The organism is Gemella sp. 27098_8_92, assembly GCF_041433685.1.
In the GTDB taxonomy this organism is placed as follows: Bacteria; Bacillota; Bacilli; order Staphylococcales; family Gemellaceae; genus Gemella.
On the sequence record NZ_JAPWBZ010000003.1, the window covers coordinates 188,214 to 204,021 of the forward strand.

Genomic DNA, 15,808 nt, shown 5'->3' on the forward strand with positions numbered 1-15,808 from the left:
CAAAAAACCAGCCTACTATTTCTAATAGACTGGTAATTTTATTAATCTTCTTTTTTATTTTTCCACGCAGTTGCGTTGTCAATTTTTATTGGCAAATTATCTAAATAAAATTCTGGATCTTTTCCTTGTTTATGTTGTTTAACATAATCTTTCAATACAACATAAACTACACCAGAAAGCCCAATAATAGCTATCAAGTTTAGTAAACTCATAATACCCATTGTTACATCAGCAAGACCCCAAACTAGATCTAAGTTCATTACACTTCCGATATATACAAATATGCACACAATAACACGATATACATTTACCGCCCATTTTTTAGGTAGTAAATATTGGATATTTGTTTCGCCATAGTAGTAGTTTCCAATAACTGAACTATATCCAAATAAAAAGATTGCTACGATTAAGAAAACAGTACCTATACTTCCAATTTGTGAAGTAAGCGCAGCTTGTGTAAGTCTAATACCTTGTAAGCTACCTTTCCCATACTCTATACCTGGATATAACAGAATTAAAAATGCTGTTGCTGTACAAACCAAACAAGTATCAAAATATACTCCAAGTGTTTGAATAAAACCTTGTTTAGCAGGATGAGTACTATCAGCTGTTGCTGCTGCGTTTGGTGTAGAACCAAGACCCGCTTCGTTAGTAAACATTCCTCGTTTTACCCCAAGTAAAATTGAAGTTCCCATACCAATTACACCACCACCAACTTGTTCAAGACCAAATGCTGATTTTATAATTTGTCCAAGTAATCCTGGAATCTTATCAAAATTAATAATCATAATTATAAAAACTATAAATAAGTAAATAACGGCCATAATAGGCACTAACCATTGAGTAATTTTTACAACTTTTGTCACTCCGCCAAAAATAACAAAAACTGTAAGTACTAAAAGTGCAATACCTGCAACTTTAGAATTAATATTATAAATCTCTAATGATTGAGCTATAGTATTTGTCTGTACTGAGTTGAATGCAATACCATAAGTTATTGAAATAACAATCGCGAACAGTACACCCATCCATTTTTGACCAAGACCTTTTTCCATGTAATATGCTGGTCCCCCACGATAAACACCTTTTCTATCGCGCACTTTATATACTTGGGCAAGCGTAGATTCCGCAAAAGATGATGCTCCTCCAAAAAGCGCAACAATCCACATCCAAAATACTGAACCGGGACCACCCAGCGCTATCGCAATAGCAACACCAGCAATAGTCCCTGTCCCTACACGCGATGCAGCAGAAATAGTAAAAGCTTGGAATGCTGATACTCCTTTTTGTTCTCCATCTTTTCCTACTTTTGGCTTTTCAGAAATTAATCTGAACATTTCTTTTATGTAAGTAAATTGAACAAATTTCGTACTAAATGTAAAATAAATACCTGTAACAATTACTAATCCGATTAAAAAATATGACCACATAAAGTCATTCAGACTAGTAAGTAAATCCATTATATTCATAATAACGTCTCCTTAAAATACTAAAGTAAAGCTAATAATTATAAATTATATTTATTAACTTTATTATTATACTTGAATATACTTTATTATATAAATATATGTTATATTTTCTAACATTCTTTATTAGAGATATTAATACTTTTAAGAAATACATTAGTTTATATTATCCTCTATAACAAATAAGTACGTATTATGAAAGTTTTTATAATAAAAAATCTTTCAAGATCCAATACACCTTGAAAGACTTTCTATTTCTATATATAGTTTATTTCATTAACTTGATTTCCTTTTTGAACACCATTAGAATGTATAAATCTTTTATTATCTTTATTCAGAACAGCTAATCTACGACCTCTTTGCTGTAAAATCGTATTTATCTCATCACTACTTAATAAATTATAATCTAATTTTTCTTGTATGATATATTCTCCACTCTTAACTTTGTGCCGCATATTAGATGCAGCTGTAAGATACGTTACTATAAAAATAATTGATATAATAAAAGTCGTAATATTTAACATAGCCCCTATTGTATCTACTTCATTACTCCCTACTAATGCACTGTCGCTTTCAAATATATCTTTTAACAATTTTATTTCAGTAACTACTATAGTTAATGCTAAGATGATTTTCTGAAACTTTGTTTCAAAAATAGGATAATATAAAGTTATTGGGATAACAACATTTGTCATAATTGAAACTATTCCTAATACTAGCAATGCAGCTACTGATAATAAAAGTGCATAAATATTAATTCCCATTAAATCATCAACTAGAATAATATATATAACTACACTCATTATTATCATTAAAGCGAATATAAGCGTTCCTGCATAAAGAACTCCCCAATTTTTCTTCCATACTCGCCCTTTATATTCTTTATAGACAAGATATGTATTGTAGAAAGGAATAAATGCTAAACTAGTTTTAATCCCAAACATATCAAACATTATCATTGAAAAACATACGGATATAGTATAAAAAATTAAAATCACTACAATGAAAAATATTACAAATAATCCACTTAACATAATAAACGCCTCCTTTATAATTAACTATCATAAAAGTCATCTAATACATCAACAAATATTCTCCTCTATCTTTATTATACCAGATAATCTTTACTATTAATATTAATTATATTATAGCCAACTACTTATGATAACTAGCTCCTGTTATTATGCGATATGCACGGTATACCTGCTCAAGTAAAATTACTCTCATCATTTGGTGTGGGAATGTCATCTTACTAAAAGATAGTGCATAATCGCTACGTTTTTTCACTTCATTAGATAGGCCGTAGCTCCCACCAATTACAAGAACAACATCACTGTTTCCTGTTAGCATAAGGTTATTAATTTTTTCTGCAAAATCTTCACTTGATAGATTTTTTCCGAGAATCTCTAACGTAATAACATATTGATTATCTTTAATTTTCGAAAGAATATTTTTCCCCTCTTTGTCCATAGCAATAGCAATCTCCGATGAATTTTCCACCTTTACTTTTTCATCGTTTATTTCTATTGTATTTAATTTTATATATGCTCCTAATCGCTTTTCATATTCTTTTATCGCATCACGATAAAATTTTTCCTTTACTTTTCCAACACATATTAATGTTACTTTCATTTTTTCCTCTTTCTAAAAGAAAGGGCGATACTTTGTATCGTCCGTCTATCTTAATTTTCATTATTTAAAATAAATTTTTCAATCGCATAAGCAAAGCCATCTTCATCATTACTCTTTGATATAAAGTTCGCCGCTTCTTTTAAAACTGGGTTAGCATTATCTACTGCAACGCCCATACCAGCAAACTCTATCATACTTAAATCATTAAGTCCATCTCCAAGAGCCATTACATTGTTTTTAGTTAAGCCTAGTTTTTTACATAGTGCGTCTAGTGAGTCCCCTTTAGAAATACCTTTGTCGTTAACTTCTATGAAAAATGGTTTTGAAGTCGCTACTTCATACTCATCACCTAACTCTTTTTGGAGTTTTTCTTTAACAGCTTGTGCTTCGTCAGGATGTTTTAATATAATTACCTTAGCCGCACCTTCTTTTATGTGCTCTTTCATATTTTCAGCAATTATAAGTTTTGCTCCTACCAACCCTACTTCTACGCGTGCATATTCATTATCACGATTTGTTAACACATCACCATTTTGATAGGTTAGAATATCACAATCGTTTTCCAGTGCTATATCTATTAAAAATTTAATTCTTTCCGGTGATAAGAATTTTTCATAAACAACTTCTCCAGTTTTTAGATTAGCTATTCTTGCTCCGTTATATGATAGTAGATAATTGTCATAACTATCTAGTTTTAAATCTTCAACTATCTTCATCATACCAAAATCTGGTCTTCCTGAAGCTAGAATAACTTTTATATCTTGCTCTTTACATTTTTCTATTACTTCTCTATTTTTTTTAGAAATTTCGTTTCTACTATTTACTAGCGTATCGTCTATATCTGTAACAATCAGTTTTATCATACAATTATCTCCTTTTTTTATTTAGGGGTGTGCAAAGGGGGTTTAGGGTGTGCAGCGGAACAGTTCTATTGGATAATAAATTATCTCAATAGAATACGCTTGCCACTATTTTGTGGACAAGCTAGTTCCCTTACTAACTCCGTAGCGATATTTTTCGTTTATCGCTACTTCGTGTCGCACTTTTCAACGATTTTTCTAAGCCCCTTTATAATAGCCTTTCTGTTTAATCTTTCTTATTATACCACAAACTTCGTGTTTCGCTCTACAGATAAAAAAGCCAGATTATATTTCTATAACCTGACCATTTTTGAAGTGAACTTCTACATTTTTCTTTAAATCTAAATCAAAATCTTTAAAGTTTGACATACTCTACTTTATTTGAATACTCTACACTATACTTTCATTTTCTACTTTCCCACTATATTCTTTAGTAAAGAGATATGTACTAAAAATTATAGTTAAAATTAATATAACTACAGTGAACTTCATTATTTGTGAATTATTCATTATACTCTCATAAGTCCAAACAATTTTATCTGACGTATATAAACTTGCAGTACCCATTGAATTATTTATAGCATGAATAATTGCGGTAGCCCAAACATTTTTTGTTTTCATATATACATATCCCATCATAATAGCTAGACTTATAATAAAAATAAACCTAACTATGTATCCAAAAATATCTAGTACAAATAAGTCCTTTTGCCATATTATTTCTATTGGAAAATGCCAAAGTTCCCATATTATTCCAAGTAATATTACTCCTATTCTCTTTCCAAATCTTATTTGTAAAATTTCTTGTAAATACCCTCTCCAGCCATATTCTTCTCCAAAAAGAGATGAAACGGCTCCAACAGAAAAAATGATACCCGCAAAAAATTTTCCTAACGATAAAATATTAAATCCACTAACAATAAGTGTAGCTATTGAATATATTATAAAAATTGGAAAAACTAGCTTTCTGCATTTACTTATATTGTTATTTATATACATATTCCCACTAGAAGGATTAAAAATAGACACCGCAATTAGCCATAAACTTATTATAAGAGATGTTATAGCAACTAATATTTCCATAACATCGCTATTTAAAATAGCAAAATAAGTCAACAGCACTTCAATAAATGTTATAGTAAATCCTAACATAATTATATAATTTTGTTTTTTTAATTTTTCTTTCTCGAAAAAATATAACCCTAAAGACACACCTAAAGCAGGCATATAACAATAAATCATACTTATGGAAACAGAATCAAATATTTCCCTTTGTTTTTCCATATACAAAAATAAATATGGTAAAATTATTATAGTCGCAAAAAATACTATCAATTTGTATTTCTCTGTCTTCTTCATTTTCATTGTTTTCACCCCTTTAATATAAATAAGGAGGTGAGGATACCCCCACATCTCCACCTATCTAGAGTATTCATTTTTATGTGAAATTTCCATTTACTTGTAAAGAGTTTAAAATTTTTTGTGTTACCAACAAGGTAATCGGTGGGGATATCCCTGAAATTATCACAGAAATAATCAAAATAAGAATATATTTTCTATCATAAGCATTAACTTCTTTTATTATCCAAAATAAGTTTTTGAATATGATACTTTCTTTTTTCATATTATCCCCCTATTATAAGTACTTCTACTGTAGAAAAACTTTTCATCTGTTATCTTCATTATACTCTTTTTATTTAAAGTAGTCAAGAAATCATATGAAAATAAATTTATCTTTTAAATAATTCTAAATAATATTTTTTTATATTATCTATAGCTTTTTATATTGATTAAGAAAATATTATAGTATATATATCTGAAAAATTAAAATTCACTTATTATTAACCGTAATTTTTAAATTTATTTATTTATTTTATTTTGCATATATTTTTGTATAACTTTATTTTAACTTTATAACTTTTATGAAGCTTGCAAAATTACACACTCCTTAACCTTTTATATTTTTTCAATAAAATAAAATACTAATACCACTTATTTTAAAAGCGAAAAAATTTAAATAAATAATAGAATTAACACAAGATAAATACCTTTTGAAATCAAGAAATTAAGAAAATTTTAAATACAATGATTAAAATGGATAGGAAAACAATTTAAGTATAATGTGTTGACATAAAGCGAATTCCTCTTTTTAAAAGCGATAGTACCTTTCTTACTTTACATTCCATTTCTCTTACTAAATGTTAGTGATTCCCAACAATAGTATATTCTCTTTCAATATAACTTGATATAACTGGAAACATATTTTGAATTAACAATATACTTTCTTTTCTATATATCCAACTTTGCTATATGTAAAATATCACAATTTTTCTCTGATTTTATTTGTCTGTCTATTATAAACCGATATTTTTATTCTACTTGATATGGGAATAATCCAATAAATACCTGTTTTGTATCTTCAACATAGTAATAATGCAACCTATTCCCTTCTTTATTTTCTTTTAAATAAGGTCATTTACCTTGTTAAAAAAATATCTTTTATAATATAAAATCCTATTTTCTTCATTTCAGTTACCACTCAATATAGAAAAATCCCTCGCTTTATGCGAAGGATAAACTTTCAACCCAACCATTTATATACCGCATATCGATCAGTGATATCTTTAATGCGTATGCTGTAACATTAAGTATTTATTTTTATCAACAACAAAGCACATACGTTTCTAGTCTTGCAAACTATAGAATTAAATTAGCAAATAAATAGACAAAACTCATTTTCATGCTATACCTTTAATCTATTTTACAGAACAAACCCTTTAACGATTACTAACTTTTTAACGTTTTTATTTTCAACTATTACATATCAAACTACATCGTTACATCAAAAATCTCACTCTAACTCCCATCTTCTTTATTTCAAACTATTTGGATATTTTATTGTATTATCCACTTCATTCCTATTTCTGTAACAACTAATTTTATCATACAAAAACTCCTTTTTTTTATCACTATGCATTGTACGTTTGCAAAAGCAACTCTAATCTTAACGAACAAAGTGAGGAAAAGATTATTAGTTGCCACTGCCAAACGATTTATTCTATCCTTGATTTAATCATATTCTACAAATCTGTTTAGTCCCAGTTTACTCAATATATTATATCAGATAACCTTAATCTCTCATAGTAAAAAAGAAAAAATCATATCAGATTGATATGACTTCTCCTTTTTTTTAAAATAAATTTCTACACTTTTTCCCTTATGAATTATTATCTTTTCTACTTAAATAAATAACTTAAACCTAGAAATAAAACTACTATCCCTCCAATAAAAATTATATATCCTATTATTTTTAAACCTTTATCATACTTCATCTTAACTTCTATATCTTCTTGGATACGTTTCAACTCTTCTTCAGTCATTCCTGCTAATAAATTATAGCTTTTTTTTAATAAAAAAAGATACGATGTATATATAAAGAATATACCTAATAAAATACAAGTTACCATCGCCCAAATATTGATATCCCCTATAAAAAAATATGATACAAAATTAACCACTCCTACCATTGCCGTTAAATAAATATATTTTTTTTAGTCATTAGTTATCACCCACTTAATTATATCTTAAGAATATATATGTAAAGGCCTTAAATTATACTTCTGAGACACTAACTCTTTTTTCATTTTTTCAGCAGATTCTTCTAGTATAAAGGCCCTTTGTTAAATGCGGCGCATGAGGAGATAGTACTGAGAAATGCCAAGCAGCCTAAAGCTACTCAGCATTTTATAAAGTTATTTTCTCATTCTCCACATTTGATGTAGAATCTTTATTTTTCTCGACGATATTTAACTATTAGAGTCATCAATAATAGAGCTACTCCTCCAAGAATAGCATAATTATCATTTGGTATACCTGTATTTGATAATTTTTTAGAGTCTCTTATATCTTTTGTATCTTTCGTGTCTTTTGATTTATCTTTATCTCCTGGATTTGAAGAACCCACTACCGTTATTTTTGCAGTTTTTGTTATAGTTTGGCTATTATCACCTTTAATATTATAGGCATATTTTACCATATATTCCCCTGGTTTTGTTGTATCGACATTATGTGTAACCATTATTTCGTCTTTAGGAATATCACGTTCATTTTTAGGTGAATCTGCAATTGTTTTACTATAAATCAAATTATCAAATTTTGACCAACTATCTCCAACATTTAATTTTAGGTCTTTTGTATCTAATACTTTATGTAATTCTACATAATATTTTGATAGTAGTACTCCTGATTTAGGATCAACTTTACCTGGTATAACCTTTGTTCCATCAGCAGTGTAAATATCTTGTTTACCATGCATAGCATAATGATATTCTAATTTTACCCCTAACTCATCAGTGGCCATTAATGAGAATCCTTCATCTTTTATAGCATTGAATACTCTATTTAATTTAATACTATATTGACTTCCACTATAAACAACCCCATTTTTTTCTTCTTGCTCTAGTTTTGATTTATCAGAACCTACAGGGATGTGTCTAAACATTTCATAATATAAATCACTTTCAGAAACACCAGGTAACATTTTTTGAACTTTTTCTTCAACTTGAACATATTTTTTGGTCCCATCTGGTTCTACAGTATGATATGTCCCAATGTACTTACCAAAGGTATTTTCTTTTACAGTATACATAAAATTCTGGAACACTAATGTTGCACTACTAGTTATTTTTTTATTATTTATAGTTATCTCATTGATTGTTTCTATAATATTATTTTTATTGTTTTCAGCAACAGAAAAGTCCCTTACTGTTGCCAATGGTGCATTAATTATTATTGATTTTGAAGGGTCTAAGTTTCCTTTAAATGATACGGCTGTAACACCAGACCAACTAAAACCTGATAATGAATTTAATTCTTGGAATGTATAGAAAGTATTATTATATTTATATTTAACTTCTATTTTCGTATCATCGAAATCACCCGAAATAATATTTCCTGATACGCGACTAGCATCTATTTGAACATCTCCACTTTTGGCAAATGTAATTTCTTGATCAATTTGTTTAACTTCATTACTTGTATTTGTTGTCTTACTTATTGATGTTAATTCTGAATATAATTTTGTATCAACAACATCTCCATTAGCATAAGTTAGAGGGATAGCTTTATATAGTACATCCCAAGGTTTTTCATAAGAAAGTCCTGATGACTCAACTTGATTAGTTTCTTTATTAATAACTGTATATTTTGATGAGAATTGTATACCATCATTTAACATTGGAACATTTGGAGTTGTGTTATTAAAATTATTGGCATAGATTGCATGTCTAACACTTTTATCTAACTGAGCATTATTTTCAGCAGTAATTGAACTACTGTTAGAATAATTTGCAATAGCTTTTTCTGTATATACATTGTTTGACACTAAAGGTAGTAATATTACTCCTGCTGTCAAAAAAGCTCCCACTGTCAGTTTTTTGTGCGAAAATTTATATGACTCTCTTAATACTCTTTTTTTCATTTTTATCCTCCTAAGTTAACTATAAAATTTAATTACTAGTATTCATTAAGATAAGAAATATGCAAATAGTTATATTATATTATTAAATATCTATTAGTTACTATTTATTTTCTTATAGAATATAATAACACTAAATCATATATTTATCAAATTAGTCTAATATATTTTTTAGTAATAAACTACACTAATATTATATATACTTATACTATATATTTCAAATACCGCCTTTAAATCATATATATTTTTTGTTAACTTTTTTAATACTGTTAATTTATCTCATTTATTTCATTACATTGTACTTATAAATAAGATAAATTAAAAATAAAGCACCTACTAAAATAGTAACTCCAATCACTTGAGTTATTCTCTCATATTTTTTTAATTTTTCTGGATCTCTTTGTATTTCTACAGCTTGTTCTTCTGTCATTCCAGCTAAAAGATTTATACTTTTTTTTACTATTGTAACATAAGCTGCATGCAATAAACTAATCAATACTATTAACATACTGATCGTCATCCATAATTTACTATCCAACATAGATCCTATAACCATTGCCCCAATCCACAATATACTTTCTATTATACTAAGTATCATAAAATTTTTTCTACTCATATATTACACCTCTCATTTCATAATTTTTTTGTATATACTAATAATCAAAAGTATTTATATGAGAATAAATTGAATAGGTTAGTATCCTACTGGCAAATCTAGCCGCATATGTGTAAAACTCTTTTTACTGATATTCTCTATTTCCTCCATTATTAATTTCAAATACTTAGATTATTTAAAGATATTTTATAACTAGTTTTAAATTACCTCGTCACTTTTATTAGTATTATGATACAGCTAAAAATCACAGTCAAGGTAAGAAAAAACACACTAAAATTCGATAAATTTTCAAATGCTTTTTACGCTTATTTTTCTAAAAAATAAAAAAATAAAACTGACTCAAAAATATACTTTTTTTGAAATCAGTTTTTTTAATTATCACCCGTTGTTTAATCTTACATTAAAATACCCTTATTTGATAAAATTTTGCCCTTCTAAGGCGTCTCAGAATATTTTTAGCAATTTTTTTTTATCAATTCCAGGTTTAAAACGTTCAGAATAAATTTAAATTGTATAATTTACTTATTACACATTAAAGTATAAATAAAATTCTCCATATCATTGATAAAAAAGCATTTTTTATGTTTTTATATTATACTTTTTTCATTCTCTCCCCTTATTAGTTAGTTGGAGGTTATTGATTTTTGCCAAAGGCAAAAATCGCCCACATCAGGTCAGTAAAAAGCTTCCTGTGTGTGGCTTAACACCATACTCGAAACTTTTTACTGACCTCTTAGGCATTTTTAAATATCATTTAACCAATATGCTAATTTATAGTATATATAATAGCATATTTTTCCTACTTTATTGAGCTTTTCCAATTCTTTCTCTTTTTTTGACTACGAAGCAGAAGAAAAATTTAAGTTCTATTCTGCTTCTCATATAATTTTAAAGCGAAAAAATCACCCTTTTAATTTGTTTCTTTTTCTTGCTCAGCTCCGGAAAGAATTCTATTCTTCTCTGTACTCTATTTTGTCAATATCCAAAACTGACGCTGGATTTGCTGTTCTATATTTTAAAATACGGTCTTTATACTCAGAATTTTCTACTTCTTTCATATCGAAAGTTAATCTATGACGGTCTTCTTCGTCAACTGTAACTGTAATTTTAGAACCTATTTCATATTCAGCCAAAACACGTCCTCTAAACAATAATAAAGCTCTTTTTACTCCTTTTATTCTCCCTAAACTAATTCGCCATGCTCCATTTGCTCGCTCTATTAACCCCTCTTTATTTCCAAATGGAATAGTGCGATCAGTATCACTAAGTTTTAAAATCAACAATTTATTCATTGTTTTTCTCCTTTCAAGAATTATATTTATTTCATATTATATCACACCTATCTAAAATTGTCAATAAATATATTTTTTCTATGTAAGATGGATTATCTTACCTAAGAGAAATTCATGAAAATATTTTAACACCAATGTTTATTCAAAATAGAGAAAGACGACATTTTTAAAAAATGTCATCTTTCTCTACTTTATTAATTTTTTGTTTTATTTTTCTTCTGCTTCGACTTTTTATTTTAAAGCAAAAAAATCGCCTGCTTATTTTATTTTCTTTTTTTGCTCACTCCGGAAAAAATTAATTAATTCTTTTCAATATTTTTATTCAATATATTCATAATATTCATTTAATAAACCTATTATTTCTTGTTTTATAATCTCCTCTTTTTCTTTTCTACTCATATAACTATGTCCATGTTCTAAAATATTAAAAGAACTATCTATTTGTTTGTCACCCAATAATACTAAATAAACAGCTTGATCTCCTATAACATCTATATCTCCCTCCGTTATTGAAACCATTAAATCTTCTTGCCTACCTTCACAATTACAAAAAACAAGAGCTTCTCCTAATTCCCAATCTATACTTATTTCAACATCATTAATACTTAACATTGTTTTTTCCCCTTTTAAATTTTATTCATTGTTTATTTCAAGATTTATCTTTATTTCATATTATATCATACCTATCTAACATTTTCAATAGGTATTTTTTTTCTGTATAAGATAAACTGTCTTACCTGAAAAGAATCTGTGGAAAAATTTTAATACTAATGTTTATTAAATAAGGACCACCCCTGAAACGGGGTGGTTTCCTCTGGGGGGGTATAACCCTTTGTTACTAACACGCATCTCAAGGCACTAGCTTTCACATCCGTTCAAGCCCTATTATATTTTGACGCCCGCTACCCATTAAACGGATTTATTTTATTTTTCTTATTTCCAAATGGATTTGTATATTCTTTTGTTATCAGTTTATCCATCACAATATCATGCGCTTCTTGTTCTCTTATGTATTTTTTTATCGTACTTTCATTCAATCCTACTGTACTCACATAATATCCTTCTACCCAAAACTTTTTATTCCCATACTTATATTTTAAATTTGAATGCATATCAAATATCATCAACGAACTTTTTCCTTTCAAATATCCCATTATACTTGATACACTATATTTTGGTGGTATTGACAACAGCAAGTGTATATGATCTGGCATTATATGTCCTTCTATTATTTCTACTCCTTTATACTTACATAACCTTTGTATTATATTTACTATATCTCGTTTGTATTGATTATATTCTATTTTTCGTCTATACTTAGGTGTAAATACAATATGGTATTTACATAACCACTTTGTATGCGATAAACTATTATGTTTATTTGCCATATAAAAAACATCCTTTCTTTTTTTAGAGCTTGAACTACTCTTATTTTATCAAGAAAGGATGTTTTTTCAATTGTTTAACTTTTATCTCGCACCCGCATAGCGGGTGGTTTTTTGTTTCGGAGACTCCGCCCACTCAACTGGCTAAAGCCATTAATAGAAAAAGATGACTTTGTCATCTTTGATATGTACCCCTTTTACTGGACAAATCAGTGGAAGGGGTACATATCATAATAGGTTTTTTCAATCTATTATAAAGCTTACCTAACTGCTTCAGATTAGATTGTAACACTACACAGATTGACTATATTTTTGGGTGATTCTTATTCATTTTTATCTTTCTTTTCTACACCTATACACTTTATAAATTATCTTAATATTTAAAAGTTATTAACTATCTTATATTTCTTCAAAATAAATTGAAGTTGTTCCCTCGTAACTTCTTTACTTTTATAATCAATATTCTCTAAATTAAAATAATTTAAAACTTTTCTTATACTTACATATCCTTCTTTAGCTACTACAATATGATCTAGCATTTCTATTCCTACTACATCCCCAACTTCCAGCAAATTAATTGTAGTAAGCAAATCTTCTATTGAAGGTGTAGGATCTCCACTTGGGTGATTATGTATACAAACGATACTTGCTGCACTATTTTTTATTGCATTTTTGAAAACTTCTCGAGGATGTACTACCGACATTGCCAAGCTTCCTTTAAATACCTCTCTTTTTTCTAAGATTTTCCCTTTAGTATCTATATCTAAAACAATAAAAAATTCTTGTGTTAAATTTTCTAAGGATGATTTTAAAAAACTTGCTATGACTTCCGGACTATTGCACTTTATATCCGGTATATCAGTTGAATAAATGCGCCGTGCAAACTCAATATTTGCCAAAATATGAATCGCCTTTTCCTCACCTATTCCTTTGTGTTTTGCAAGTTCATTAAACGTTGTTTCTCGTAATTTTGTTATACCCCCAACATCTTCTAATATTGATGAAGCTAACTCAATAACATTTTTATTTTTTGTTCCTGTTCTAAGTAAAATAGCTAAAACTTCCTTATCACTTAAAGAAAATGCGCCATATTTTTTCAACTTTTCGCGTGGTCTATCTTCTTTACAAAATTCTTTTATCGTATATCCTTTTACCATAATATACCCTCCCTTATTAAAAGTATGCTGAAATAACCCATTGCTATAAATGGTACTAATGGAATTTTTGTCCCTCGTTTTACTTTCTTAAAAACAAGTATCCCTAATGCAAAAAATCCTGCATACAAAAATGTAAAAGCAAATAAATATATCCCTTCAAAAAAATTTAGATTAAGTACTAAAACGCAAAAAACTTTTATGTCTCCATAACCTAGACTTCCTCGTGCAATAAAGTATAAAACATGATAGATTACAACTAATAGTGACCATTCAAAAATATCAAAAAAATGAAAATTAAAGATTAATAATCCTATATTCAATAACAAAAAAATATAAAATAACTCATCTACTACTTCTAAACATCTAACATCTTCTATCGCTATAAATATTAGATATATTAGAATGCTAATATAAAATAAATTTAGAAAAATAAAATACTTATTAAAAATAAAATAAAAAATTAAAACAATTAATGTGAAAAATTCATATAAAAAGATATCAAAAGGTATCCTACTTTTGCAGTAACTACATCGTCCCCTCTTAAATAAGTAACTTGCTATTGGAATTAAATCTAGAAAACTCAATTCTTTTTTACAAGTCGAACATCGACTACGCCTAGTTAAAAAACTTCTTTTTTCTTCACTATCGACTAGACATTTAGTTGCACTAGCAAAAATAAGGCCTAAAATTAAAACTGTAACGTTATTAATATAAACTTGCAATTATATCACTCCCTATTTTAAAACTCCCTACACTTTTATTTTATCATATACAATAGCAGTATTCTACCTTATTTTATTTTTCTACTATTATAATATATACTTATTTTTAAACAATAAAAAAGAGCAACCCGAAAATCATGATTTCAAATCAATTTTTCCGAGTCACTCGTTAAAGTTTATTTAAGATATTAACATACTTATATCTAAATATAGGTATATTTATTTTTTGGAATTTGCTTTCTATACGAACCTATAGTTTTCCTAACTAACCTTATTTAACAGGCAATACTGCTCCATTCCATTTTTCTTTAATGAATTTTTGAGTGTCTTCTGATCTTAATGCTGCTAAGATTTTCTTAACAACTAGTTTATCTTTATCACCTTGGCGAACTGCTAAAATATTTCCATATGGGTTATCATCTGTAGCTTTTTCTACTAAAATTGGTTCTGTTGCCGCATTTAGTCCTGCATCAACTGCAAAGTTAGCATTGATTGATACTAAATCACCTTCTCCATTTTGGTAGAATTGAGTCATTAATGCTGGATCATTTTCATAACTGAATTTTAAGTTTTTAGGGTTTTCTACTACATCATCAAAAGTAGCATTAACTGGGTCTACTCCGTCTTTAATTTTAACTAAACCTTCTGCTGAAAGAAGTTTAAGAACTCTTCCCCATTCAGCTTTGTTATTACTTACTAATACTTTCGCTCCATCTTTAAGATCTTTAACATTTTTAACTTTTTTAGAGTAAAGACCGATTGGCTCTAAGTGAACTGCACCAGCGTCCTCAATTTTATAACCATTTTCTTTTATAGCGTTTTTCAAGAATGGTACGTGTTGGAAATAGTTAATATCTATTTCTTTATCATTTAAAGTTTTATTTGGAATATAGTAGTCTTGGTATGTAATGATATCTAATTTAATACCTTCTTTTTCAAGTTGTGGTGCAACATGCTCTAATAATACTGCGTGTGGAACATTAGATGCTCCTACTTTTACAGTTACAGGATTTTTTGGATCTAATTTTTCAACATCAATTCCTTTTTTTTCTTCCTTCGATGCACTAGAGCATCCGATTAATACAAATCCAAGCACAAAGCTTGTTACTAATAATAACAATTTTTTCATTATCATTTTCTCCTTTTATTTTTTATTTTATCTTTTACAAAAAGATTACTTGATATGAACTAATTATCGCACT

At 27.9% G+C, this 15,808-nt stretch carries 15 protein-coding genes; all 15 read right to left on the minus strand.

Annotated elements, in window-relative coordinates:
• Positions 1-41: 41 nt before the first annotated feature.
• Positions 42-1,469 (minus strand): alanine/glycine:cation symporter family protein, encoded by a 1,428-nt coding sequence (locus O3802_RS03245; RefSeq protein ID WP_371458282.1) that lies wholly within the window; start codon positions 1,467-1,469, stop codon positions 42-44.
• A 254-nt stretch (positions 1,470-1,723) separates the two neighbouring features.
• Positions 1,724-2,500 (minus strand): hypothetical protein, encoded by a 777-nt coding sequence (locus O3802_RS03250; protein WP_371458283.1) that lies wholly within the window; start codon positions 2,498-2,500, stop codon positions 1,724-1,726.
• 121 nt (positions 2,501-2,621) lie between these two features.
• Positions 2,622-3,098, minus strand: coding sequence for a 23S rRNA (pseudouridine(1915)-N(3))-methyltransferase RlmH (gene rlmH / locus O3802_RS03255; RefSeq protein WP_371458284.1), 477 nt, complete (start codon positions 3,096-3,098; stop codon positions 2,622-2,624).
• A gap of 50 nt (positions 3,099-3,148) precedes the next feature.
• Positions 3,149-3,961, minus strand: a complete 813-nt coding sequence (locus O3802_RS03260; protein WP_371458285.1) for a Cof-type HAD-IIB family hydrolase — start codon at positions 3,959-3,961, stop codon at positions 3,149-3,151.
• A gap of 387 nt (positions 3,962-4,348) precedes the next feature.
• Positions 4,349-5,323, minus strand: a complete 975-nt coding sequence (locus O3802_RS03265) for a CPBP family intramembrane glutamic endopeptidase (RefSeq protein WP_371458286.1) — start codon at positions 5,321-5,323, stop codon at positions 4,349-4,351.
• 73 nt (positions 5,324-5,396) lie between these two features.
• Positions 5,397-5,582, minus strand: coding sequence for a hypothetical protein (locus O3802_RS03270; protein WP_371458287.1), 186 nt, complete (start codon positions 5,580-5,582; stop codon positions 5,397-5,399).
• A 1,612-nt stretch (positions 5,583-7,194) separates the two neighbouring features.
• Positions 7,195-7,485 (minus strand): hypothetical protein, encoded by a 291-nt coding sequence (locus O3802_RS03275; protein WP_371458288.1) that lies wholly within the window; start codon positions 7,483-7,485, stop codon positions 7,195-7,197.
• A 260-nt stretch (positions 7,486-7,745) separates the two neighbouring features.
• A complete protein-coding gene (locus tag O3802_RS03280) occupies positions 7,746-9,437 on the minus strand; it encodes a bacterial Ig-like domain-containing protein (protein ID WP_371458289.1) in 1,692 nt (563 codons plus the stop codon).
• Positions 9,438-9,717: 280 nt separating this feature from the next.
• Positions 9,718-10,050: a hypothetical protein gene (locus O3802_RS03285; RefSeq protein ID WP_371458290.1), complete on the minus strand. Its 333-nt coding sequence runs from the start codon at positions 10,048-10,050 to the stop codon at positions 9,718-9,720.
• Between the two features lie 950 nt (positions 10,051-11,000).
• Positions 11,001-11,342, minus strand: a complete 342-nt coding sequence (locus O3802_RS03290) for a hypothetical protein (protein ID WP_371458291.1) — start codon at positions 11,340-11,342, stop codon at positions 11,001-11,003.
• A gap of 318 nt (positions 11,343-11,660) precedes the next feature.
• Positions 11,661-11,954 carry a hypothetical protein gene (locus O3802_RS03295; protein WP_371458292.1) on the minus strand — a complete coding sequence of 98 codons (294 nt, stop codon included), beginning with the start codon at positions 11,952-11,954 and terminating at the stop codon, positions 11,661-11,663.
• A gap of 290 nt (positions 11,955-12,244) precedes the next feature.
• Entirely contained in the window at positions 12,245-12,730 is a 486-nt protein-coding gene (gene tnpA / locus O3802_RS03300; protein WP_371458293.1) for an IS200/IS605 family transposase, read from the minus strand.
• Between the two features lie 377 nt (positions 12,731-13,107).
• On the minus strand, positions 13,108-13,884 hold the full coding sequence (gene radC, locus O3802_RS03305; protein ID WP_371458294.1) for a RadC family protein: 777 nt from the start codon (positions 13,882-13,884) through the stop codon (positions 13,108-13,110).
• Positions 13,878-14,606 (minus strand): prepilin peptidase, encoded by a 729-nt coding sequence (locus tag O3802_RS03310; RefSeq protein WP_371458295.1) that lies wholly within the window; start codon positions 14,604-14,606, stop codon positions 13,878-13,880. The genes radC and O3802_RS03310 overlap by 7 nt, the downstream gene beginning before the upstream one ends.
• Before the next feature lie 271 nt (positions 14,607-14,877).
• A complete protein-coding gene (locus O3802_RS03315; RefSeq protein ID WP_371458296.1) occupies positions 14,878-15,735 on the minus strand; it encodes a MetQ/NlpA family ABC transporter substrate-binding protein in 858 nt (285 codons plus the stop codon).
• Positions 15,736-15,808: the final 73 nt, after the last annotated feature.